The sequence below is a fragment of the Rhizobium giardinii bv. giardinii H152 genome (genome assembly GCF_000379605.1).
Lineage (GTDB): Bacteria > Pseudomonadota > Alphaproteobacteria > Rhizobiales > Rhizobiaceae > Pararhizobium > Pararhizobium giardinii.
On the sequence record NZ_KB902713.1, the window covers coordinates 263,459 to 287,673 of the forward strand.

The window sequence follows — 24,215 nt, forward strand, 5'->3', positions numbered from 1 at the left end:
CGTCGCGCGTCTGTTCGCTCAATCGCAAGATCGGTTTCGGGCGTCGTGTCACCCATATGGAAAGCGGCGAGATGCTTTGGCAACGTCTTCGATCACGGCAATCTGTATGTCTCTGAGCATGGCATTCGACACATTGGCGCGCAGATTACCCGCAACACCAATATAAATTTCGCTGTTATCTAAAGCCCATCCTCGGATTTAAGCGTAGGCTCCGAAATCGAATGTGTCCAAGCCCTCTTTCGAGGCTGAGCATCAATGATCAAGCGACTATCCGAAGTTGGGATCAGGGTAGCGGTTACCCACCGTCTGCTCGGACAGCTTGAAATCACTCGCCAGCTTACGGTGCGGGGCAATTGCGTACCAGACGAGAACTCTGCATCGTAGATTGCCTCCGCGATCTGCTCGGCAAGCGAACGATACACTGACCGCGGCAGGCATTACAGGTCGGAATGCCGTTTTGTCATGCTTGCCGCCGCCCGTCAGCGTGTGCCCCACATCTGCTCTCCGCATGGATTCGTTCAATGTTTCAGGATCTGGCTTAAGAAGAGCTTTGTTCTGTCGTGTTGCGGGTTGGTGAAGAACTCATTCGGAGCGCCCTGTTCGACGATCTGGCCCCGATCCATGAAGATAACGCGGTCCGCGACGGCACGCGCAAATCCCATCTCATGTGTGACACAGACCATGGTCATACCGTCGCGCGCCAGACTCGTCATCGTTTCTAAGACTTCCGACACCATTTCCGGATCGAGTGCCGACGTGGGTTCATCGAAGAGCATAACGGCCGGCTCCATGCACAGCGAGCGGGCAATGGCCACGCGCTGCTGCTGTCCCCCGGACAATTGAACCGGATATTTGTTCGCCTGTTCTGGAATGCGCACGCGCTCAAGGAACTTCAAAGCCGTTTTCTTAGCCTCAGATTCGGATAGGCCCTTCATCCACATGGGACCCGCCATGCAATTCATCAGCACAGTCATATGGGGGAAAAGGTTGAAGTGCTGAAACACCATCCCAACATTCTTGCGGACGTCGGTCACGTTGCGCATCTTACTGTGCAATCGGATCCCATTGACGGTGATCTCGCCTTCCTGATGGGCTTCTAGTCTGTTGAAGCAGCGGATGAGCGTTGACTTCCCGGATCCTGAGGGTCCGCAAATAACAATGCGTTCGCCTTTGCGCACAGTGAGGTTGACATCGGTCAATGCGCGGAAGGAACCGTACCATTTCGAGACGTTCGTCGCTTCAATGATTTTATCTGCGGTCATTGGCACCTGCTTTTGATTGGAAGGCTCCTGAGATGATAGAGGCGCCACGTGCAGCATATTCCCATTCTCCGGCGAAAGGTTGCCTCCACCGAGGCCATTCAGCAGTTGTGAGTTGCTGGCGATCATCGCAGCTTGCTCCTGCTGTAATGGCGTTCGATCTTTGATTGAATCAGTTCGAGACAACAGGATAAAACCCAATAAATCAACGAAGCCGCTACAAGCATCTCCATATTGTGAAAGGTGGGCTGGCCAATCGTGCGAGCCAGGAACGTCAGTTCCCATACGCCAAGGACGGACACGAGCGAGCTATCTTTCAGCATCGAGATGAAGGTGTTCCCCATCGGTGGAACGATAACGGGAAGCGCCTGCGGAAGTATAATCCTTCGCATTGTCAGACCGAAGCCGAAGCCCATGGACCTGGATGCTTCCCATTGCCCGCGGTCGATGCTCTGAATTCCAGAGCGGAAGATTTCCGTCATATAGGCGCCGATACAGACTGAAAGGGCCAATATTCCTGAAGGCACCGCGTTCAGAACGATACCGAACTGAGGCAAACCGAGGTAGATGAGGTAAATCTGCATCAGCAGTGGGAGACCGCGGAAGAACGACGTGTAGAAACTTGCGATCCCGTAAGCGAAGCCGTTACTCGAAAGCTTCGCAACAGCGGCAATGATTGCGATGAGCGATGCAAAAAGCAGCGAAATTGCCGACACATACAACGTCGTAAACACACCCTGCGTTATCAGAAAGGGAAGGTTTTCCCGGATGAAAGGCAGACTGAGCTCAAACGACTTGAAGAATGCTAGAATGAGCAGGAGCAACTCAAGCCAAACCAAGATGATTTGGGCTTTTATCGGCGCGAACCCGATGAGCACGAGATTAAGACTGAACGCAACCGCAATAACAAAAGCGATCGCAAAGCGGCCGTAGAGGCCGCTTTGCGACGGATCGCCGATGACGGGGCGCATAAGCTCGCCCATGGTTGTGCCAGTCAGGTTATACATCAGAAACAGAGCGAGCACGACAGCGAAGGTAGAGGCCACAAACCACGGCTTGTGAACCAAGACCTCGGAGTCAATTGTATCCTGATAAAGCATTACGGCGTCCTTCGATAAGGTTGCTCAAACAGAGGTTTCCAACCTATTCAACGGTGCTATCGACACCATACCACTTAATTGAGAGCTTAGAGAGCGTACCATCATCCCTCATGCTTTTGATGGCGGCAGATATCTTGTCAGAGAACTCTTTGTCTCCCTTTGAAATTGCAATGGCTCCCGGCGTTGGGAACAATGCATCACCGAGGACTTTCAAGGGGTAACCAGCTTTGATCACACCGTGCGCACTCACTTCGTCAGTGATCACTGCATCGAGGCGAACTCCATCACCTAGCCGCAGGTCATCCACCTGCAACGAGGTATTCTCATAGTTTCGCATTTCGCCCGGTGTAAACCTGTATTCTACCGGCTTTTCGTCCGCCCAATCCAACGTCAGGTTATGACGGGCATATGCGATTGCCGCATCATCACCTGTTACGAGGCCGATCACCTTTCCATCCAGGTCGGAAAGTTTGGTTGCTTTACTGTCTTTGTGAATGACAGCAACGTTCCTCGTGTAAAAGTAAATGGCAGGAAAATCGAACTTTTCCGCGCGTGCCTTGGTCGGAACCATCTGGCCCATCGCCATATCCCAACGGCCTGCCCATTTGCCTGCAACTATGACGTCCCAGCCCGGCGTTACGAACTTGACGGAGACCCCAAGGTGTTTCGCCACTCCCTTGGCAACCTCGATCTCAAAACCATCGAGTTCCTGTTTGTCATTCAGGAACGAACTGTTAGGCCAACCGCTAGAAGTCGCTACTGTGAGCGTCTTTGCCGCCTGGACTTGATCGAGAACGGCGCCAGCGTTCGCTGGCAAAGCTGTCGACACAACCGCAATCAACGCCGCAGCTGCAGCTGAAATTAAAGATTTGCTCATGTGATGTTCCTTTTGTGTTCCCCTCGGCCGGTGATGCGACCGTGTTCATCTACCCAGTTCAAACCAGACGTGAGGCTCTAAGCCGCAGTCTGAAGCGATCGCCTTGCAGTCAACGGAGCATCCCGTCGTCCGAAGGTCGAAAGCGCCCGCCGATATTCACTCTCGCTGCGACGCGTTTTCGATCATTCTGTTTCACCAAAGGCTTCCGCCTTTTTGTGATCTCAAAGGTGACGATCTGAGATATACTATTGCATGATTTGAGACCTGTCAACGGCGGCGCGAGGGCCAATAACAGTCGACGAAGGATGCGATATCACGCAGAGCAAGTCCTGTTTGGGCTTGCCTCGATTCACGAAGGGATCTTTCCTTCCATCTTAACGTGAGGCGCGGCCGCCAAGACGACATCGGTTCGGCACAGGCGGCTTCCGCATTCGGCTGGCCAAGACGGTGTGGTCAAGACAGGCCTCGGCGTGGCTCGCTGGCAGCGGGTGTGCAGCGAGGCAGTCAGTCGGGCCCGATGGCGAGGCTCCTGCTTAAACCGCTCCAAACAGGCCAGAAAGAGCCCAAAAGCCCCTCTAAGGACGGTTTATCCGGCTTCGCGCCGCCTAGCCGGCGATGGCAATCGGTGGCGCGGCGTTGATGGTCTATACCTGTCATAGACACGCAGCCGGCCTCTCTATGCGGCCGTTGGAGAAGCCGAGAGGCTTCTATTCGCCGCTAGTATCATGGGCATGACGATGCCGCCCCAGTCTTATCGTGCAGGTTAAATTTGCAGACGAAGCCAAACTTCCCGTCTCGCGCTGTGCGGTATTGAAATTGAAGTAGAATGGTATAGGCTTCTCGTAAGTTTGTGATGCCAGATGGCGCAGACTTGCATTTCGTCGAGCGGGTCCGCAAGTGCGGCCTCGATGCGATCGTGTTGGGAGAATGACCGAAAACTCAGTTGCGCGAGACAGCGTTGCATCTCGTAAAAATGACCGCCGGGACCCCAGTCCAAAACAGATGCCCGCGGGCCACAAGGATGGACTCTGCAGGCGGAGCGCTCGGAACCCACCAGCTTTTCTGAGCTAACAGTAAACACGTAGGAGACCTTAATGACTGCGCTACCTGCCGTCTTGCACCACATCGATACCGAATGCGACGCTGCGGTGTCGCGCCTTTTCAGCCTTTTGCGCATAAAGTCGATCTCCACTGATCCGGCCTACAAAGCGGATTGCCAAAGGGCTGCGGAGTGGCTTGTGGATGATCTAGCCTCGATCGGCTTCGAAGCCAGCATACGCGATACTCCAGGTCACCCAATGGTCGTCGCTCACCATGACGGACCCCCCGGTGCTCCGCATGTCCTCTTCTACGGCCACTATGATGTTCAGCCGGTTGATCCCCTCGAGTTGTGGACCCACGACCCGTTTGACCCCGCCGTGCGCGAGAGCGAGGATGGCTACCAGGTCATTACCGGACGTGGCGCTTCGGATGACAAAGGTCAACTGATGACGTTCGTGGAAGCGTGTCGTGCTTACAAGGCGGTGGGTGGGGTATTGCCCTGTAAGGTTACAATCCTTTTTGAGGGTGAGGAGGAGTCTGGCTCTCCCTCGATGCGCGCGTTTCTGGCGGCCAATGCGGACGAATTAAAAGCCGACTTCGCGCTAGTCTGCGACACGAGCCAACGCGACGCGATGACTCCTGCCATCTGCGTTGGCATGCGTGGACTGGTGGAAGAAGAGATGACGATCCATGCCGCCAGCCGCGACCTTCACTCAGGCATCTACGGCGGCGCGGCGGCGAACCCTATCCGAGTGCTTGCGAAGATCCTTGGGGATATCCACGACAACGATGGCCGCGTGACAATTCACGGCTTCTATGACGGCGTCGAGGAGACCCCGAGCCAAGTCTTGGCCTCGTGGGAGGCCCTCGGGGAGACGGCCGAAAGTTTCCTCGGACCAATCGGCCTGTCGGTTCCTTCGGGTGAAAAGGGGCGCTCGATACTCGAGCTGGTTTGGGCGCGTCCCACGGCCGAATTCAACGGGTTTTCCGGTGGCTACACGGGTAAGGGTTTCAAGACAGTCATTCCGGCTGAAGCGTCTGCCAAGGTTTCGTTTCGTCTCGTACACAAGCAGGACCCAGCCAACGTTAGGGCCTCGTTCCGCAAATTTGTCGAGGAGCGCCTCCCGGCAGACTGTAGGGTGGAATTTCAATCGCACGACTGCTCGCCGGCGCATCAGCTTCCATACGACGCCCCATATCTGGCTGCCGCCAAGTCAGCACTGGCCGACGAATGGACAAAAGCGCCGATCATGAGGGTAGTGGGTGGTTCGATACCTGTTGTCGGCGAGTTTCAGGCATATCTGGGGCTGGACTCACTCTTGGTGGGCTTCGCGCTCCCTAACGATCGCATCCATTCGCCCAACGAGAAGTATAATCTGACATCCTTTCATAAGGGTCAGCGATCCTGGGCGCGGATACTCAACGCGCTGACGAGGAACTAACACACAACGCGAGGCAAACCGGGAAGGAAGAGAGGCCGCTTTTTTTAAATCCAGTCGTTGACCGGGACCGTATTGCTTCGCCCGGTCAACGAAAATACGGGGCATCGCAGTGGGGACATCGGAGCGATGCAAATCCTGCCTATCGATGGACCTTCGAGAAGCAAAAGAGCTCAAGGGGAGAACTTCTATTCATCACTGCCTCACGTACACGATCCAGGACTGCCTCTGAAGGCCTTTTTACTCCGAGTGCGCGCACCTCGACATGGTCAACGAGAAAATAGGCAAATCTGCTCTAAGCCCGTTGGCGCCCTCCAAAGACGGTGCCAGTGGCTAGCTAAGGTGAATAGGATGATTTTGAGTCTGCAGCGTCTTGTTACAGATGCGTCGTCGATTTAAATGATTGATCAAAATAAGGAAGCCAGAGGTGGGAATTTGATCACGCCGACAACCGCCGTTTTGAGAGACCAGGTTTATGACCGATTAGGAGCGCTGATCCGCGGTGGCCATTTCTCTCCGGGCGAGAAAATCACTATTAGAGACCTTGCCAAGAACCTGTCTATGAGCCCGACACCTGTTCGTGAGGCCCTCTATCGCTTGATATCCGAGGGGGTCCTACAAGGTGAAGTGAACAGGTCCGCGGTTGTCCCCCTTTTGATGCCCGAGCAAATTGCCGAACTTAAGGATATCCGTCTGCACATTGAGTGCTTTGCCGCAGAGCGCGCTGCACTTAAGGGCACGCCAGAGATTGCAGACGCGTTACGCAAGACGTCGGAAAAACTGAAAACGGCTCGCGCTGCTGGCGATCGGCGTACCGACATTGCGCTGGTCTATAAATTTCAGTTTGAGCTCTATGCTGCGTGCAGCATGCCCGACCTTATCCGGATCATCAATTCCCTTTGGCTGAAGACGGGACCATATCTGAATTTGCTGTACCCCCACTATATTGCCTCGATATCAGCCGGGCGCGGCGACTGGCGGGAAAGGATCGCGAGCGGGGTCGAGAAAAGAGATGCCGCAGCCGTTGCCGAAGAGATACGGCTGGATATCGACCAGGCGCTGACCTACATTTCCAGTATCATCACGGCTGCGGCATTGTTGAATCAGACACGCGGCTAGCGTTGTATTTCACTCGGGGAGTAGCTGCCGCGGGTCCGGGTTACTTAACGTTCAATCCTCATTTGGTCCCGTAGGTTCCAATGAGGGAACGATCAAAGGATTTTTCGCCAGCGTTGAGCTGAGCAATAACGTCCCGAAGGTCCGTTAAATAGGCCTCCACCACTTCCCCAAAAGCGAGACTGAGAATACCCAAATTGATCGCGGGTGGATTGAGAGACGGTGCAACAGTATGCCAGCCCTTGGCAACGAGACCTGCCGCAATATCGGCCGCGTCCAGCGACTTTGAACCGTAACTCATCACCGTAAGTTCGGGATCACCGTAAACAAACAAGTCCTCGATTGTCGGGATCTCGCGCATAAGCGTTTCACGTATCGTCCAGATTTGTTCTGCGATTTTGCAATAGCCTTCATTACCCAAGAACCGCATCACGGCCCAGGAAGCAGCAATGTTGGCGCCAGAACGGGTGCCGGCGAATGTGGATGTCACGTACCTTCCACGCGACCAGTTGTTGAAGTCAAACACCTGGTACTGCTGATACTCGGCATCTGAAAAGGCGACAATCGAAGCCCCCTTGGGAGCAAAGCCATATTTGTGCAAATCTGCAGAAATCGACTTTACGCCCTTTACTCGGAAGTCCCAAAGCGGGATCTGGTGTCCATTCTGCTCGGCGAATGGAGACAAAAAGCCGCCGACACAAGCGTCAGTGTGAAACCAGATATTTCGCTCCGATGCGAGGGCAGCAAGTTCCTCAATCTGATCGAAAACTCCCATGGTAAACTGCGGCGCCGATCCTGCCATTATGATCGTTTGTTCATCTAGAGCTGCCTTCAGCGCGGCGATGTCCGTTTTGAAGTCGTCACGCGGCATAATTCTCACGACTTCCAGGCCCAGATACTTTGCTGCCTTGTCGAAGGCCGGGTGCGCACTGTGGGAAATGAGCATTTTCGGCTTGGTGACCTCGGGGCGAGCAACTTTTGCCCACTCCCGCGCAGTCTTCATAGCGATGAAAATACTCTCGGTTCCCCCCGACGTGATGCTCGCCGCACCGCCAACCCCGTGAAAAAGGGAGAGGGCCCATTCGGCAACTTCCGACTCGAATTTCTTGATCGATGGAAATGCGCTGAGTCCCAACGCGTTTGTCGCGTGGAATTTTTCCAGAGCGATTTTACCGATGCGATCAACATCATCATTGGCGAAATGAACGTAAAAGCCCGGCAAACGGCCCGCTCTCCAGTCCACGTCGCCCTGCCTCGCGCACTCCATCGCCTGCCAAATTGCCGCTTCTTCCAGGCCTTTTTGCGGGAAAGTCATCTTTTTCGTCATTAGCTCCGTCTCCATTGGTATGCCAAAGCTATAATAACGATATTACAATTTCAACGAAAATATATATCTTTTCTCGGCTGGGACAACGCTTGCGCAGCATGCTTGAGGGCAAATCCCTGGTCACCTAGCGACAGGGCTATAAGTGGTGGCGGCGGTAGCGGTTATATGTGAACAGGAGCTCCCTGCCGCCAATTTACAGGGGTTCTTGGCGGCAAAAGGCGCATCGGCGCCAAAGATGGGAAGCGCACAGGACAGCGAGAAAGCCAGTCCACGCCGCCGGCGGCTCGTCTTCATCGCGTGAATGCTGTGACCTGTTTCGAGATCGGCCAGTCAATTGTTCGGGCAGGCATTGCCGTTGACATGCTTCGAAACGAAGAATATTGTATCTCATAAGAACACGTTTGTGATCACAGAAGGCGAGGAGCAGCGATCGAGCGGATCTTGGGAAGGCGCTATCGTCACGAGTCGAATGTGGTTGAGCGCTTGCGACCTGTCGGCCACGGCTGAGCTGTGTTTGCGCTTCACCTTCGACCGGGTGCCGTCCTTTGTCCGAACACGAGACCTGACAAAGCCTGGAGGTATCAAAGCCATGATCAGCACCGCGGCGCGCGACATCTCTCGTGCCGCGGAGATGGCTGAAAGTGGTATCTGCGCGAGAGGCCTGCCGAAATGCGTACACGAGACAACTTTAGGGGAAAGTACTTCATGACTTCACGAACGACACGGTCTCTCGGAATTCTAACCCTCGAACGAGGGGTACCGCCGGGGGGCAAGCCGCCGACGCCCGCGCCCGGCTCGATACTCAATCCGTCTTCGTTTGAATTCCCAGCGATCCAGGAGATCGTAGCGGGAGCTTGGGTTGAAAATGTCGTTTCTGGTGATCCGGCACTCGAGCCAGCCTATATAGCGGCCGCCAACCGCTTGGTCGAACGAGGTGCTGCCGCGATAAGCTCAACTTGCGGCTTCTCAATCCGACATCAATCGGCGGTGGCGGCCGCTGTCAAAGTGCCTGTTGTTATGTCAAGCCTGATCCTGTTGCCAGCACTGCTACGGCAAGTGCCGGCGCCGGGCAAAATCGCTGTCTTGACCTATGACTCGAAGCATCTGAGCGAAGACTTGCTTGGGGTTGCTGACCCAGCCGAGCGGGCGAGGGTCGTGATTGGAGGCATTGAAGGCGGTAAGTATTGGCATGACGAGCTAAAGCGTCCAGCGCCACCAATGGACATTAAAGCGATCGAGTCAGATGTTGCCGACTGCATCGCACGGCTCCGGGGCGCGCATCCCGAGATAGCAGTTATTCTGTTCGAATGCGCGGGATTTCCGACGGTCGCGTCCGCGATCCGGCGAACCGCGAACCTGCCCGTTTACGACATCACCGATCTTTGCCGGATGACAATGGCATCCATAGCCTGAGTTGCGCAGAAAAAGGTCGGGCTGGGTTTCCGAAATCAGTTCACAATGACGCAGTGAGAGCTTGTGCGTTCAACTGCAATAAGAAAGGAAGTTACCTCATGACTATGCCAAAAGGACCGCAAGCGTTTCCACGGGCCGAGTATCTGCGAAGGCTGGCCCTTGTTAAGGCTAAAATGGAACAACGCGAGGTCACTTCGTTATTGATCACCTCCCCTGCAGACATCACTTATCTATGTGGTTACACAGCCAAGTCGGCGTACATTCCACAAGGCCTCGTCATCTCCTTGAAAGATGAAGAGCCAACATTCTTGACGCGTCGTATGGATGCGCCGGCGGCGGTGCATCAGACGTTTATGGAAAGGGACCGGGTAATTGGCTACCCCGAAGCTCTGATCGCTGACCCTGACAAGGACGGCTTCGACGCTCTAATTAATTTCCTGCGAGACGACGGCCTCGGTGGTGGGAGATTAGCGCTTGAAAACAACTTACTCTCGGCGAAGTTGATCGACAGGTTCCAGGCCGGGGCTCCGGGGACAAAATTAGCAGACTTCAGCAACGAAGTGCCCTGGATCCGACTGGTCAAGTCAGATCTCGAAATCGAGATGATGCGAGAAGCCGCCGCGATTACGGACGCAGGAATGCTGACAGGGAAAGAAGTAATGCGTCCGGGCGTAAGAGAGGCGGATGCTGCTGCAGAAATCATCGCGACGCTGGTTCGCGGCGTCAATGGCAAAGTCGGCACAGATTTGAGGCGAGTTTTCATTTGTGCCTCGCCGCGTTCGGGCACTGCGCACATTATCTGGACCGAAGATGTTTTCCGCCAGGGATCGCAAATTAACCTTGAGATGGGCGGTGTACGTCACGGTTATGTCTCGGCCCTGATGCGGACCTACTCGATCGGTAAGCCGTCAGATCGCCTTCGCCGGGTCCACGACGCCGAGGTTGCTGGCATGGAGGCCGCACTTTCTGCCGTCAAACCGGGCGCCACCTGTGGCGATGTCGCCGTCGCTTTCAACACCACGCTAAAGAAGCATGGACTGGAGAAAGAATCGCGATGCGGCTATGCGATCGGGATCGACTGGACCGAACCTACGGCCAGCCTGAGGGAGGATGACCATACGGTGCTTCAGCCGAACATGACGTTCCACCTGATGCTAGGGAATTGGATTGACGAAGACTTCGGCTACGTGATCAGCGAAACATTTCGCGTTACCGAAGGCGGAGTCGAGACCTTCTCCGCACTCCCGCGTGAGATTTTTGAAATCTAGTTCGCGCACAAACCAACCGATCAGACGGTTTCAGACGGCAACCGGTCGGCTCCATCGTTGGGTTGCGCGCTACGGTGCTCGCTGACTGATCGCCCTACTGTCGCGCGCCCTCGGTCGTAGGCAAGCGTAGCTGGCAGAATTGAGCACTGGCCGATTTAGATGTTGGCCGGTGCTTTGTCGGGATATGTCGTTGTCGGTACAAACCCGCGCAAACTGTCCTACATTCAGTCCTTGGAGCGCTCATCTACAAGGCATCGCGCCTCGGCGTCTCGCTGACCAAGACGGGCTGTGAAGGAAGCCCCCACACTCCTTCGCTTTGATATCGTCTGGGGTTTTCTTGGCTCATCTGCCTCTTGTCCAGGGCGGATTTAGAGGCGAACTTGGTCCCCAACGAGTTGCTGACATCGGAATTCGGTGTGCGGCAACACAGCGGCGAAACGCCCGCGAGCCCGACCGGGATGAGCTTCATGATCCGTGATAGTTCAGCAGCGCGCGCAATTCGCGGGCGACAGCTGCGCGTCGATCTATCCCGTCGAGCAATATATGTGGGTGCAGCCCCTTGATCGATCTTCGCATAGATCTGCTTGTAGAATCGAACTGTGTCGGGCTCCCCCGAGTGGAGCGGATAGCGCTTGTTACTTTCGTCTTAGTCCTGTTCCGCCAGCGCCCGCGACGTTGCAGGCCCTTGGATGACAAGAGGGCCCGCAGTGTATGCTGGTCCTTAAATCCAAGTCCATGCGTTGTGGTGAAACATCGAGGATCGGATCTGTACATCGTATGTGCACGATTTCAATTTGCCGAATACATCGCCACAGCTGCGAGCCGAGACACAACCGGAATTAGACGTTGACGGCGGGAATCTAGCGCCCCTCCTACCGTCCGTCGTTTGATCAACTGCGCATCTATCGGCCTTTATTCGAAAAGCAAAACGCGATCGGGGCCGTTGCGCAAGCGATGTCATGCGCCGGGAGAGACAACTCTCACGCATTGAACATCGAACAGGTTGATCCGAACCAAACCGAGCCTGCGTCTGACGTCGTTGACTATGCGACAGCTTGCAGCTGCCGTCGCGAATATACCGTTCTGGGATTAGCCTCCAACCAAGTGCAACATGGCGAGCACGCGGACTTCAACTCTAACATCGCCGGCAAAGGCTGCGATGAACTTTGAGATAACGGTCCGCCTCATGCGCGTCAGCAACGAGCGTTATGATGTACTTTTTCTCGTCAGTTTTTGGGTGCTCAAGGTGTTACGCAATCTGCGCATATGAGACCCCCTTGCACTGACTTCTTACGAGCTCTCAGCTGACTCATCCCTGCCAGGCAAGGGGAAAACACGGACTGGCGCGAGATCGTCTTCGACGGTCTCCCTGCCTTTGGGGCAAAGGAATAGGGGCACATGCTGCCACGCGCATCACCCGCGATTGATGCAAACGACCTTCGGCTGTGTCATTTCCTCATAGGCGAAGTGCACGCCTTCGCGGCCCATGGAGCCGTATTTGGAGCCACCGAACGGCATGGCGTCGAAGCGGTAGTCGGAGCTATCGTTGATCATCACCCCGCCGGCCTCGATGCGGTTTGCCGCGTCCAGTGCGACATTGAGGTTGCCGGTGAAGATGCCGGCGTGCAGGCTGTATTCGGGCTCATTGGCGAGCTCGATTGCTTCATCGAGCGTCGCGAACGGTGCGAGCATGACGACAGGCGCAAACACCTCCTCGTGCCACAGGCGGCAGGTCACCGGTGTGCCCTCCAGCACCGTCGGCTGATAGAGCGAGCCGTCACGTTTGTGACCGCAGAGCAGTTTGGCGCCCGCAGCGATGGCCTCGTTAACTGATGCCTCCGTGCGTTCGGCCACATCCTTCGAGATCATCGGACCCACGTCCGTGTCCTCTCGCAGAGGATCGCCGGCCTTGAGCTTCTTCGTCGCGGCGACGAAGGCATCGCGGAACCGCTCATAAATGTCAGCCTGCACGAGGACACGTTGGGCGCCGATGCAGTTCTGGCCGGCGGCCCAGAAGGCGCCCGACACGCAGCCTTCGACCGCCTTGTCGATGTCGCAGTCGTTCATGACGACAACAGGCGCATTGCCGCCGAGCTCCATAGCGAGCTTCTTCAGGCCCGCCTTGCGGCTGATGGCCTCGCCCGTGGCAAATCCACCGGTAAAAGAGACCATGCGGACGTCGCGTGCCGAGACCAGGGCTGTGACAATTTCCCTATCGCCGTGAACTAGGGTGATGATCTCGCGCGGCAAGCCGGCTTCGACCAGGGCATCGACAAGGTTGATCGAGGAAAATGGCGTCAGGTTCGACGGCTTCAGCAGCACCGCGTTGCCACCGGCGATCGCCGGACCAAGCTTGTGCGCCACCAGGTTCAGCGGGTCGTTGTAGGGCGTAATGGCAGTGATGATGCCGAGCGGCTCGCGTGTGAACCAGCCCTGGCGCTGTTCCGATCCGACATAGGCATCGAACGGCACGATCTCGCCGGCATTGCGTTTTGCCTCTTCGGCAGACAGCTTCAGCGTGTTGACGCAGCGAAGCACTTCCTTGCGCGCCTGGACGATTGTCTTGCCGGCTTCGCGGACGATGGTTTCGGCAAACGCCTCACGGCGGCTCTCGATGATCTGCGCGGCGCCTTCCAGAATGCTCGCACGCTTGTGACGCGGCAGCTTGCTGGAGAGTTCGGCCCCGCGACGGGCGCGGGCCAGAAGTTCGCTAATCTCGCTCGCATCCGTGGCGTCAATCGTTCCGAGGACAGACCCATCGTAGGGGCTGTAAACAGTGATCGGCGCCAAGCTGGTGGTGATATGAAGTTTGGCAGCGGTCATAGGCCGGCTTCCTCTTGCGTGATAATGTGCCACCTCCGCGGCGGCTGAGTTGGTCGGTCAGGGCAAGGAGAGGTCCCTGCCCTGTTCTCGATTCCATGACTGCATTGGTTGCGGTCGGAGCGACCGACCGCTTGTCGGTCAGATCTTCTGGCCGTCGCGAACCAGGTCGTCCATGACGGAGCGCACGGCCTTTTCGGCGATCGAGACGATCTCGTCGATCTCAGCCTTGGTGGTGACGAGCGGCGGGGCAAAGCCCAGGATGTCGCCATGCGGCATGGCGCGGGCAATCAGGCCCCGGTCGCGGGCAGCCTTGGACACGCGGGCGCCGACCTTCAGCGATGGATCGAAGCGCTTCTTGTTCTCCCGGTCGCCGACGAACTCGATGGCGCCCATCAGGCCGACGCCGCGCACTTCGCCGACGATCGGCAGTTGCGCGAACTTGTCCTTCAACTGGGCCTGGAAGTAGGCGCCGACTTCACGGGCGTTTCCGGGCAGGTCTTCCTTCTCGACGATGTCGAGGACGGCGTTGGCAGCCGCCGCACCAATCGGGTGACCGGAATAGGTATAGCCGTGCGAGAAGGCGCCGACCCTGTCTGCCCCCTCTTCCATGACCTTGTAGACCTTCTCACCAACGATCGAGGCCGAAAGCGGGAAGTATGCCGAGGTCAGACCCTTGGCGACGGTGATCAGGTCGGGTTCGATGCCATAGTGATGCGAGCCGAACATCGAGCCGGTGCGGCCGAAGCCGGTGATGACTTCGTCGGCGATCAACAGCACGTCGTGTTTCTTGAGCACCGCCTGGATCGCTTCCCAGTAGCCTTCCGGCGGCGGCGTGATGCCACCGGTACCAAGCACCGGTTCGGCGATGAAGGCGCCGACATTGTCCGGCCCGAGCGTCTCGATCATTTCGTCGAGCTCGGCTGCACGACGGGCCGAGAACTCACGCTCGGTTTCGCCGGGATTGGCGCCCCAGTAGTGGTGCGGAACACCGGCATGATCGATCTGCGGCAGCGGCAGGTCCATATGGTCGTGATAGAAGCTCATCCCGGTCATCGAACCGGAGACTACACTGCAGCCGTGATAGCCGCGTTCACGCGAGATGATCTTCTTCTTCGTCGGCTTACCACGTAGGTTGTTGTAGTACCAGACGAGCTTGGCCTGGGTCTCGTTGGCGTCCGAGCCGGACATGCCGTAGAATACCTTGCTCATCTTGCCCGGCGCCATCTTCACCAGGCGATCGGAGAGGATGGCAAGCTCGTCGGTCGTGTGGGCAGCATAAGAGTGGTAATAGGCCAGGCGATAGGCCTGGCGCGAGATCGCCTCGGCAACCTCGGTGCGACCATAGCCGACATTGACGCAGTAGAGACCGGCAAAACCGTCGATCAGCTGATTGCCATGCGCATCCTGGATGCGGATGCCCCTGCCCGTCTCGACGATCGTCGGCTCACCGAGCTTGCCAGTCGCAAAGTCCTTCAGCTGCGTGAAAGGATGCAGGACCGAGTTGCGATCTTTCTCAGCGATGTCTTTGATGTTGATGGTCACGGTCGATTCCTTTTGGCTCGCAGTCCAGGCGCAGCTGCGCCACCGAAATTCTGTAGATTCAGACTAGAACTTGCCGGGAGTCGTTTGACGGCTTTTTAAATTCTGAATATGCAGGAATCCTGCATATTTGTCTCTCAACACGCAGGATTTCGAATGGCTGACCTTGATCGTGCAGATCTCGCGCTTCTACGAGCAGTTCAGAGTAACAACCGTCTCACATCCGAAGAGCTAGCGGGCTTGGTCAACCTTTCCCCAACAGCATGTCAGCGTCGCTTAAGGCGGCTTCGGTCGGAGGGCGTTATTGAGGCGGACGTTTCGATTGTGTCACCAAAGGCTGTCGGTAGACAGGTCACGATGATCGTGCTCGTTTCGCTTGAGCGCGAAAGAGCTGATATCGTCGACCGATTCAAAGCGGCCATACGCAATACAAGCGAGGTCATGATCGGATATTATGTCACGGGAGATGCGGACTTTCTTCTGATCGTCACTGCGAAGGATATGGAAGAGTATGAGCAATTCACCCGTCGTTTTTTTTACGAGAACCACGATATCAAGGGTTTCAAAACAATGGTTGTCATGGATCGCGTGAAAGCGAGTTTTGTTTTACCGATCGAATCTTGATCTGGTTCGTGCATCACTGAACCTTCGCTTTTTTTCGAAGGTATAAGCAGGGCTGAGCTGCGCCGACCGAAAGATCATGCCCCCTGTTCCATTGGCATTGAGCCCACTTGCGGACGGTTTGGCCTTGTCTGACGACAGCGTGGAAGCAATGAAACTGGAGGCGTTGCTCCAGGGTTGGGATGATTGCCTCGCCATTCGTTTATCCAAGGGAAATGGGTCCGTTGCGAACGCCGGTCTCGCCACCAAATGCAATCCGGCCCGGTGTGCCGCCGCCGACCTCAGCGCAGCCAAAGACTGTACAGTGGTGCCACGAGCTCAAACATACCTCGGTGCTTAACCGATCCGCGGTGAAAATGGTAAATGTCTGAACGTAAATACGCGGCTGGCAAAGTACCCTTAATATTGTAATTCGGGCTAAACTCACTCTAGCCATCTGGAATGCAGATGGAACGGATCTTGAATCTGCATTTGACCTTTGCGGTGGTCGCCTTCTACTGACTTTAACTAGGCTCAGGACCTATTAATTGTAAGCGGTGCATTGACCCCGTCTGGCGATAGCGGTGGATCGGGCTTATTCGTGTGAGCTCAGGGAATGAGCTTGGTATGAATTGCTATGTCTGAACCTATGTCCGAACATAGAACGTTCCATATGATCGAAGCCGTTGCGGGTCGCCTGGAGGGCGCGCCGCGAGAGGTTCGACGTTGGTCAAATGAGTTGAAGGCTCAGGCGGTAGCCGAAAGCATGGAGCCAGGTGCGAGCGTTTCTGCGATAGCGAGGCGCATAGGGATCGACCCATCGCAATTGTTCACGTGGCGGCGCAATGCCCGACTGAAAGCGGAGGCTGTTGTTGATACGGCTCGGGGCGAAAGCTCCACCGCGGACATCATGATCGGCGACGCTGTGATCCGGGTGAATGTCGCGATCGACGAGCCACATCTCGTCAGGCTGATCCGCGCGGTACGCTCTGCATGATACCGGCTGGTACGAAGGTGTTCTTGGCCAGTCATCCCGTTGACTTCCGCAAAGGTCCAGACAGTCTTTTGGCGCTGGTGCGTGATGCTGGAAGTGATCCCTTCAATGGCTCGCTCTACGTTTTCCGCGCCAAAAGAGCAGACAGAATAAAGATCGCCTGGTGGGATGGCTCAGGCGTCTGCCTATATTCGAAGCGGCTCGAAAAAAATCAGTTCGTCTGGCCGAAGATCGGACCGGCCCGCGTGCAGCTCAATCACGCGCAACTGCTTGCACTCGTTGACGGCATGGACTGGAAACGGGTCCGCTCGGCTACGGTGAAACGACCGGAATTTGTTGGGTAAAAGCCCTGCGGCAGAGTGAATCAGGCGGCTGAAACTGAGGGTAAATCTCGCCGAAACATGCTCTACATAAGGGCATGAAACCAGCCGATCTCGAGCTTCCTGATGACGTTGATGCGCTGAAAGCCATGGTCATGGCGATGGCAGCAAAGGCTGCGCGCGCCGATGTTCTGGAAGACGAAGTCGCTGATCTGAAGGCCCGCAATACGGACGCGGACGAACAGATCGCCAAGTTGAAGCTGATCCTCAAAGCTTTCAATCGATACAGGTATGGCCGCCGTTCGGAAAAGCAGGGCAAGTCCATCGAGGCAGACCTGGACGAACAGGGCGCGTTTGTCTTCGAAGAAATCGACATTGGCATTGCCGCGATTGAGGCGCTGGTTTCCAAGGGCCGCAATCCAGGCGCTGCAAAGCGTGCGCCGCGCCCGCGCAAGGGCTTCCCGCCGCACCTGGAGCGGGTCCATGTAGTCATCGAGCCGGACGAACTGCCCGAACACGCTGGCAAACAGAAGGTCCTGATCGGGGAAGATACCTCCGAGCGGCTTGATGTCATTCCGCCGAAGTTCCGGGTGATCGTCACCCATCGCCCGAAGTATGCCTTCAAGAACGAAGACGGCGTCATCCAGGCCTCAGCCCCGGCGCATATCGTCGAAAGCGGCATTCCGACGGAAGCGCTGCTCGCCTATATCGCGGTCTCCAAATATGGCGACGGGTTGCCGCTCTATCGACAGGAGGCGATCTTCCTGCGCGACCATGTCGAGGTCGAGCGCGGTATCATGGCGCGGTGGATGGGTAAGCTCGGGTTCGAACTCGAGATCCTCGCGGACTACACCTTCAGCCAGATCAAACGAGGTGAACGAATATTCGCCGACGAGACGACATTACCGACACTTGTTCCCGGATCGGGGTCGGCAAAGACAGCGTATTTATGGGCGTACGCGCGGGACGATCGACCGTTCGGCGGCAGTGGTCCGCCGATGGTGGCCTATCGTTTTGAAGACAGTCGATCCGGCGATTGTGTCGCGCGGCATCTCGAAGGCTATCGCGGTATCCTGCAAATCGACGGATACACTGCCTATAACCGTGTTGCCCGCCCCGACCGCGGAAACGATGGCGCTCTATTGGCAGGATGCTGGGCGCATGGTCGCCGTCGGTTTTACGAACTGCACGCGAACGACAGTTCCAAGGTGGCAACGGCGACAATCGAAAAGATGGGCGCACTTTGGTCGATTGAGGAAAAGGTGCGCGGACAAAGCCCCGATGTTCGCGCAGCCGCCCGCCAGGAGGCCTCCGCTGCAGTCGTTGCCGATCTCTACAAACTCTGGCAGGACACGCTGCCCCGCATCTCTGGAAAATCAAAGCTCGCCGAAGCCATTCGCTATGCCCTTCATCGACGGGAAGCCTTCGAACAGTTCCTCCATGACGGGCGCATCGAAATAGACTCCAACATTGTTGAGCGTGCAATCAGACCCCAGGCAATTGTTCGGAAGAACAGCCTATTTGCCGGAAATGTAGGGGGCGGAAGGACTTGGGCCACACTCTCTACGCTCATCCAGTCCGCCAAGATGAACGAAGTTGATCCGCTGGCCTGGCTGACGCAAACGCTTGAGCGTATCGCCGCAGGTTGGCCATCAAGCGATCTCGACGCTCTGATGCCCTGGAACTTCAAGAAGTAACGGCCTCACGTCACCGCTTACTATTAATTTGACTTGAGATGTGATTCACGGCTTCCGAGAAGGAGGCCGTGATGGGTGATTTGTTTTTGCTGAGCGAGCGCCAGATGGCGCGGATATCGCCGCATTTCCCGCTTTCGCATGGTGTCGCGCGGGTCGACGACCGACGGGTGGTGAGCGGGATCGTCTACGTGGTTGCTCGCGAGCTTGAAATTCCCCGAGTAATCGTTCCCACGGTCGCTTCTGTTCTGTCCGCATGGGGAATGCTTAGGAGTGATCTCCGCTATGAAGTGAGCCGAACGCACGTGAGTCATGGAGCGACCTTGACGGATGAGGGGCTTCGTTCTGTGTACGCGACACTGGAAGCTCAGGCGGAAGAGCGTCTCCGGCGCTGGTTCGCAGGTGAGATCCGAATTGAAAGGTCGGCGGAGATGCGGTACGGCGAGCAGGTCTTCGAGATGGATGTCTCGCTCGACGGCTTGCGCTGGGACGATCCAGGCATTGCCACGCGCGTTGAGGAGAGATTCCACCAGCGCCACGAGGAGCTTTATACCTATTCGTCGCCCGATCAGGAGGTTGTTTTCGTTAATGCTCGCGTTGCCGCCGTTGGCTGTGTAACCGAGCCTCTACAGGACCGCGCGACGAAGAGAAGCTTGTCATCGCAGGTGTTGAAGCGGGAGCGCCCGGCTTACTTTGATGGCTGGCGAACCGTACCGGTGCATCAGATCACCCATCTGGAACCTGGCACCCGCATTGAGGGCCCGGCGATACTGGAAGCGGAGACAACAACCGTCGTAGCGGGCGACGGCGACGTTTCATTGTGAACGAGCTTGGTTGGCTAGACATCACGTTACGGACTGCGCAATGCAGCGTTCAGTCGTGTGAGAAAGTCGCCTAGATGCCGTTTTCAAGAAGGCTGTTCAGATCAGGATCGGGAGAAGTGTTATGACAATTCGGGACCACGCATGGAAACGGGGCGCTCTCAAGGTGCGCGGCGAAGACATGGAGACCATCCAAAGCCGCACTCGCCTCGGCACAGGAAGGAGATGTCTCCTGGCAGGACGGTCGGCTGCAAGGCATGAATCACTATGGCGGTGATGACGTGCTCAAAGTCGGCCTTAGTGCCTTCGAGCGCTATGCATCCACCAACCCGTGGCCCGGCGAGCCTTTCCAAGCGCCATGCGGCTGCAGGATGACTTGGTCACTTCCGCACTCAATCTGCTTGGCGGCGGTACTGATGCAGCGGGCACCGTCACTTCCGGCGGCACCGAGAGTATCTTCCTGGCAATGAAGGCCGCCCGCGACCTTGCCCATGCCCGCCATGGCATCACTGCACCGCAGATGGTTATGCCAAACACGGCCCACCCGGCATTCAACCGCCATGCACAGATCCTCGGGATCACGCCGGTACGGGTGCCAGTCGGCGAGGATTTTCGGGCAGACGTCACGGCCATGGCTGAGGCGATCACTCCCGACACTGTGCTCATTGTGGGCTCGGCCCCCTGCTACCCCTATGGTCTGTTCGATCCGATCACCCAACTTGCGGGACTGGCTCTTGAGCGCGGCCTGTGCATGCATGTCGATGCCTGCGTCGGCGGTTTCCAGGCGCCGTTTGTACGCGCCTTAGGGCGTTCCGTGCCGGATTTTGACCTGTCAGTAGCCGGCGTGACCTCGATCTCGGCGGATCTACACAAATACGGCTTCGCGCTGAAGGGCGCCTCGGTCGTCCTGTTCGCTCATGCCGACCTGAAGCGTTTTTCCACCTTTACCTTCGAGGATTGGCCTCGCGGGCTCTACGCCACCGACACCTTTTCAGGCACTCGGTCAGGAGGTCCGGTCGCGGCTGCCTGGGCGATTATGCGATATCTCGGTTTCGATGGATATGTCGATCTGCATCGTCGGATCATGGCCCTACGCGACGAGGCGATTCAACAGGTTGGCGCGCTTGAGGGTTGCGAACTGATCGGTACCCCGGAGCTATCGCTGATAGCATTCACACCAGCCGGAGCCGACATGAGCGTTCTGTCGGATAAGATGGGCGAGACCGGCTGGATCTTGAACCTGCTGCGCGAGCCTCCCTCGGTCCAACTAATGTTCAATGTCTCCCACGAAGGACGCGTTGGCGAGTTTTTCGCTGACTTCGAGCGCGCGCTGCCATCTGCGCGCACGACTACCCAACGCCGCGCTATCACGGCTGACTACTGAGCTAAGGATTGCCCAGACACGATGAGCGACCAAATGAAACGCTAGCTAGCCAAGACTTCGCAACCCGACGTGACCGCAGAATGAGAATGCACAACCTTACCAACTACCTACTCAACGAAGCTGAGCGTGAAGCAGTGGTCCAGATGCGTCATGCGATGCATCGCGAGCCGGAATTGTCGAATAGCGAGTGGTCGACCCAGAAGAGGATCGGCGAAACGCTTGAGAACTTCGGCGTGAGGGGGGCGAAGACGTTCCACAAAACCGGCCTCTATATTGATATCGAGGGGTCGGCACCAGGCCCGAAGCGCTCGATCGCCCTTCGCGGAGACATCGATGCTTTGCCGATTCAGGAGCAGCGGGAAGATCTGCCATATTAGATCACAGGTTCCCATTGTAATGCACGCCTGCGGCCATGACCTGCATGGTTCGATCGCCTTGGGAGTTGCACTTGCCTTTCACCGCATGCGAGAGAGATTTTCCGGCCGAGTGCGCGTGTTTTTTCAGCCGGCCGAAGAAGCAGAACCACTCGATGGCCGAACGGTAGCCGAACATAATCTGCTCGACGGGTTCGACGCCGCGATCGGATTTCATGTCCACACTGGTATCCCCGCAGGGTCGTTCGGCGCACGTGCTGGCGCCGTCACCAAATCAGCTGACCAGTTTGCAGTCGAGCTTATTGGAACCATGGCGCATGGTGCGACGCCGGATTTAGGGGTGGATGCGATTGCGATGGCCGGAGCCTTCATCAACGAGGTTCAGAAGGTCGTGTCGCGCGAGATGCCAGTTGTCGATGGCGCGATTGTAACTATCGGCACCATTCATGGCGGGGAGGCGACTAATATTATCTGCCCTTCGGTCGTCATGGAAGGAACAATCCGGACCAGTAGCCCAGAGCGTCGGGAGCTGCTGGTGCGGCGAGTGCGTGGGGTGGCGGAGGCCGTAGCTGCCATGCATCGGGGCAGTGCGAAGTTCACCGTTCAGGCGGGCGAGCCTCCCGTCGTCAACGATATCGCTATGGTAGAGAGTTTCCGGCGGCTTGTCGTTCAAACGTTGGGTCAGTCTAAATTTGCTGAAAGGTCAGCGAACTCCGGTAGCGATGACTTCGGGTTTTACTCCAGTTGCGTGCCATCGATCTATTTTTGGATCGGCAGTCAGGAGCCAGGAAACGAGGCGGGCGTCCATACGCCGACATTCGGGGCCTCGGATAAGATACTCATCCCAACAGCAGAGTTGGCTTCGGTATAGTTTGCAGCTATTGCACTCCTGAAAGAACCATTCGGGCAGAGCAGAATAAGCTCCCGCGGAACGGTCGAAAGCAGCAGGCCAGCTAACCTCAAAGCGTTCTCGGTGGCCCGGCGGGACAACGCACTTTAGATCTCCGCTGTTATTTTGGGTTGTAATCAGTCTAAAAAAAGGCGGCACGCTTGCCCGCTCCACGGTCAGCTTGTCGCCGAATTTCGCCTCGTCTTCTGGCGGGCCGCCAAGACATCCCGGATCGAGAAGCTGGAGTGTATCCGCAACACACCGGGCAGCGTCGACAGCACTTCCTTGTGTATGCGCTCGAAAGCCCCCGCACTTTCGACATCGACGCGCAGCATATAGTCCGATCCACCGGTCATCAGATAGCATTCGCGGATTTCCGGATGCTTGCGCACCGCCGCCTCAAACTTGTCGAGATAGTCTTCCGTTTGCCGTTCGAGCGTGATGTTGATGATGACGGCGATCGTTGCGTCCGAACTTGCCGTGTCGACGAGCGCGGTATAGCCGCGGATCACCCCGGCGTTTTCCATGATCTTGATACGCCTCAAGCAGGCGGATGGTGACAGGCCAACCTCGGTCGCGAGCTTGGCGTTACTCATGCGCGCATCGACGCGCAGCAGCCTCAAAATGTTCCGGTCGATATTATCAAGGGCGGTCATGGCAGAATCTTTCAAAACACCGCACATCGTGCGATTCTATACTGATCTTCGCTCGCTTCGAGCGCAAATTCGCAGGCTCTTTCGGTGATTATTTCATATCTTTCGCTCAGTCTAGGGAGCGGAAGATGAACAACCTTCTATCGGCAAAACATACAAGCGCCGGCGTCGCTGGCTTGGGCGCGACAGGATATCTGACGATCGATATCGCTTCGCTCAGTCGCAACTACGAGAAGCTCGCCGCGATGGTCATGCCAGGCCGAGCCGCCGCGGTTGTCAAAGCGGATGCCTATGGGCTCGGCGCGGAGCGCGTGTCGCGGGCGCTGTATGCAAGAGGTTGCCGGCATTTCTTCGTCGCCCAGTTCGTTGAAGCGCAAGAGCTCAGGCTGGCGCTCGCGCCAGATGCGCAGCTCTTTGTGCTGAACGGTTTGCAGCCGGGGGCCGAGATGGCGAGCGCCGAGTTGGGCATCATACCCGTTCTTAATTCTCTGGAGCAGTATCGCCGCTGGTGTGTGGCTGCACGCTCGCTCAAGCGCACCCTTCCAGCCGTCTTGCAATTCGACACCGGTATGTCACGCCTCGGTTTTCCGCCAGAGGAAAGGCCGACGCTGGCAAAGGCACTCGAGGAAAATGGCACCGTCGAAGTCCTGTTCATCATGAGCCATCTCGCCTCGGCCGACGAACTCGATGCGACACAAAATGCCGAACAGCTGGCGGAAATTCGCCGCATCGCCGACGAATTCGCCGGCTTCGACATTTCCATTGCGAATTCCGGCGGCGTGTTCCTGGGCAACGCTTATCACGGCGTCCTCGCCCGGCCCGGGATCGCACTTTATGGCGGCGCACCGACCGCGGGAGCGCCCAACCCCATGGAGCCGGTCGTCAGCCTCGAGGTCGCCGTTGTGCAGACCCGCACCGTGCCGGCGGGCACAAAGGTCGGCTATAGCGGCGTTCATGTCACCGACGGCGAGGCACGACTTGCGACGATTGCCGCCGGCTACGCCGATGGCCTCCCGCGGTCCTTGAGCGGACGCGGCGCCGTCTACTACGATGGCATTCGATTGCCGATCGTCGGACGCGTCTCCATGGACAGCATCACGGTCGACGTGTCCGCCCTGCCCGAGGGTGCCTTAAGTCTCGGGAGCCTCGTCGAGGTCATCGGTCCGCATCAATCGCTCGAAGACATCGCGCGCGACGCGGGCACAATTTCGTACGAGATCCTGACCAGCCTCGGCCACCGCTATTTTCGGCACTATCGCTAAGAGCCTCGTCGGCTCTATCCTG

At 57.0% G+C, this 24,215-nt stretch carries 20 protein-coding genes and 1 pseudogene; 14 read left to right on the top strand and 7 right to left on the bottom strand.

Annotated elements, in window-relative coordinates:
• Positions 1-518: 518 nt before the first annotated feature.
• From A3AY_RS0127930 to A3AY_RS0127940, 3 genes are all read right to left on the bottom strand, one after another.
• A complete protein-coding gene (locus A3AY_RS0127930; RefSeq protein ID WP_026203914.1) occupies positions 519-1,262 on the bottom strand; it encodes an amino acid ABC transporter ATP-binding protein in 744 nt (247 codons plus the stop codon).
• A 122-nt stretch (positions 1,263-1,384) separates the two neighbouring features.
• The gene (locus A3AY_RS0127935) at positions 1,385-2,359 is read right to left on the bottom strand and encodes an amino acid ABC transporter permease (RefSeq protein ID WP_018328975.1); all 975 of its coding nucleotides are present in this window, start codon (positions 2,357-2,359) and stop codon (positions 1,385-1,387) included.
• A gap of 43 nt (positions 2,360-2,402) precedes the next feature.
• Entirely contained in the window at positions 2,403-3,236 is an 834-nt protein-coding gene (locus tag A3AY_RS0127940) for a transporter substrate-binding domain-containing protein (protein WP_018328976.1), read from the bottom strand.
• A gap of 1,094 nt (positions 3,237-4,330) precedes the next feature.
• On the opposite strand from A3AY_RS0127940, the gene A3AY_RS0127945 reads away from it, so the two are divergent.
• On the top strand, positions 4,331-5,719 hold the full coding sequence (locus A3AY_RS0127945; RefSeq protein ID WP_018328977.1) for a M20/M25/M40 family metallo-hydrolase: 1,389 nt from the start codon (positions 4,331-4,333) through the stop codon (positions 5,717-5,719).
• Between the two features lie 396 nt (positions 5,720-6,115).
• Positions 6,116-6,835 (top strand): GntR family transcriptional regulator, encoded by a 720-nt coding sequence (locus A3AY_RS0127950; RefSeq protein WP_018328978.1) that lies wholly within the window; start codon positions 6,116-6,118, stop codon positions 6,833-6,835.
• A gap of 58 nt (positions 6,836-6,893) precedes the next feature.
• Here A3AY_RS0127950 and A3AY_RS0127955 read toward each other — a convergent pair whose 3' ends face one another.
• A complete protein-coding gene (locus tag A3AY_RS0127955; protein ID WP_112864793.1) occupies positions 6,894-8,159 on the bottom strand; it encodes a pyridoxal phosphate-dependent decarboxylase family protein in 1,266 nt (421 codons plus the stop codon).
• A 705-nt stretch (positions 8,160-8,864) separates the two neighbouring features.
• Between A3AY_RS0127955 and A3AY_RS40865 the strand changes: the two genes are divergently transcribed.
• Together A3AY_RS40865 and A3AY_RS0127970 are read left to right on the top strand one after the other, a co-directional pair.
• Positions 8,865-9,572, top strand: a complete 708-nt coding sequence (locus A3AY_RS40865) for an aspartate/glutamate racemase family protein (RefSeq protein WP_026203916.1) — start codon at positions 8,865-8,867, stop codon at positions 9,570-9,572.
• Between the two features lie 98 nt (positions 9,573-9,670).
• Positions 9,671-10,840, top strand: coding sequence for a M24 family metallopeptidase (locus tag A3AY_RS0127970; protein ID WP_018328981.1), 1,170 nt, complete (start codon positions 9,671-9,673; stop codon positions 10,838-10,840).
• A 1,413-nt stretch (positions 10,841-12,253) separates the two neighbouring features.
• On the opposite strand, the gene A3AY_RS0127980 is transcribed toward A3AY_RS0127970, so the two are convergent.
• Complete coding sequence (locus A3AY_RS0127980) at positions 12,254-13,663, bottom strand: aldehyde dehydrogenase family protein (RefSeq protein ID WP_018328983.1); 1,410 nt, start codon at positions 13,661-13,663, stop codon at positions 12,254-12,256.
• Between the two features lie 138 nt (positions 13,664-13,801).
• On the bottom strand, positions 13,802-15,205 hold the full coding sequence (locus A3AY_RS0127985; protein ID WP_018328984.1) for an aspartate aminotransferase family protein: 1,404 nt from the start codon (positions 15,203-15,205) through the stop codon (positions 13,802-13,804).
• Between the two features lie 153 nt (positions 15,206-15,358).
• Between A3AY_RS0127985 and A3AY_RS0127990 the strand changes: the two genes are divergently transcribed.
• The 9 genes and pseudogenes from A3AY_RS0127990 (at position 15,359) to A3AY_RS36345 (ending at position 22,260) form a co-directional block, all read left to right on the top strand.
• Complete coding sequence (locus tag A3AY_RS0127990; protein WP_026203917.1) at positions 15,359-15,826, top strand: Lrp/AsnC family transcriptional regulator; 468 nt, start codon at positions 15,359-15,361, stop codon at positions 15,824-15,826.
• 649 nt (positions 15,827-16,475) lie between these two features.
• Complete coding sequence (locus tag A3AY_RS0127995) at positions 16,476-16,799, top strand: transposase (protein ID WP_040669324.1); 324 nt, start codon at positions 16,476-16,478, stop codon at positions 16,797-16,799.
• A 23-nt stretch (positions 16,800-16,822) separates the two neighbouring features.
• Positions 16,823-17,140 (top strand): IS66 family insertion sequence element accessory protein TnpB, encoded by a 318-nt coding sequence (tnpB, locus tag A3AY_RS0128000; protein ID WP_158539472.1) that lies wholly within the window; start codon positions 16,823-16,825, stop codon positions 17,138-17,140.
• Positions 17,141-17,214: 74 nt separating this feature from the next.
• Positions 17,215-18,813, top strand: a complete 1,599-nt coding sequence (tnpC, locus tag A3AY_RS0128005) for an IS66 family transposase (protein WP_018328989.1) — start codon at positions 17,215-17,217, stop codon at positions 18,811-18,813.
• Between the two features lie 71 nt (positions 18,814-18,884).
• A pseudogene (locus tag A3AY_RS40870) lies at positions 18,885-19,004 on the top strand (IS5/IS1182 family transposase); the annotation flags it as partial.
• Positions 19,005-19,073: 69 nt separating this feature from the next.
• On the top strand, positions 19,074-19,634 hold the full coding sequence (locus A3AY_RS0128010; RefSeq protein ID WP_234913112.1) for a hydantoinase/oxoprolinase family protein: 561 nt from the start codon (positions 19,074-19,076) through the stop codon (positions 19,632-19,634).
• A gap of 373 nt (positions 19,635-20,007) precedes the next feature.
• The gene (locus tag A3AY_RS36340; RefSeq protein ID WP_162709256.1) at positions 20,008-21,015 is read left to right on the top strand and encodes a pyridoxal phosphate-dependent decarboxylase family protein; all 1,008 of its coding nucleotides are present in this window, start codon (positions 20,008-20,010) and stop codon (positions 21,013-21,015) included.
• An 86-nt stretch (positions 21,016-21,101) separates the two neighbouring features.
• A complete protein-coding gene (locus tag A3AY_RS40875; RefSeq protein WP_018328992.1) occupies positions 21,102-21,392 on the top strand; it encodes a zinc-binding metallopeptidase family protein in 291 nt (96 codons plus the stop codon).
• A gap of 19 nt (positions 21,393-21,411) precedes the next feature.
• On the top strand, positions 21,412-22,260 hold the full coding sequence (locus A3AY_RS36345) for a M20 metallopeptidase family protein (protein WP_234913102.1): 849 nt from the start codon (positions 21,412-21,414) through the stop codon (positions 22,258-22,260).
• Positions 22,261-22,454: 194 nt separating this feature from the next.
• Here A3AY_RS36345 and A3AY_RS0128025 read toward each other — a convergent pair whose 3' ends face one another.
• On the bottom strand, positions 22,455-22,934 hold the full coding sequence (locus tag A3AY_RS0128025; protein WP_018328995.1) for an Lrp/AsnC family transcriptional regulator: 480 nt from the start codon (positions 22,932-22,934) through the stop codon (positions 22,455-22,457).
• Between the two features lie 125 nt (positions 22,935-23,059).
• Between A3AY_RS0128025 and alr the strand changes: the two genes are divergently transcribed.
• Positions 23,060-24,193, top strand: a complete 1,134-nt coding sequence (gene alr, locus A3AY_RS0128030; protein WP_018328996.1) for an alanine racemase — start codon at positions 23,060-23,062, stop codon at positions 24,191-24,193.
• The last annotated feature ends 22 nt before the right edge of the window (positions 24,194-24,215 follow it).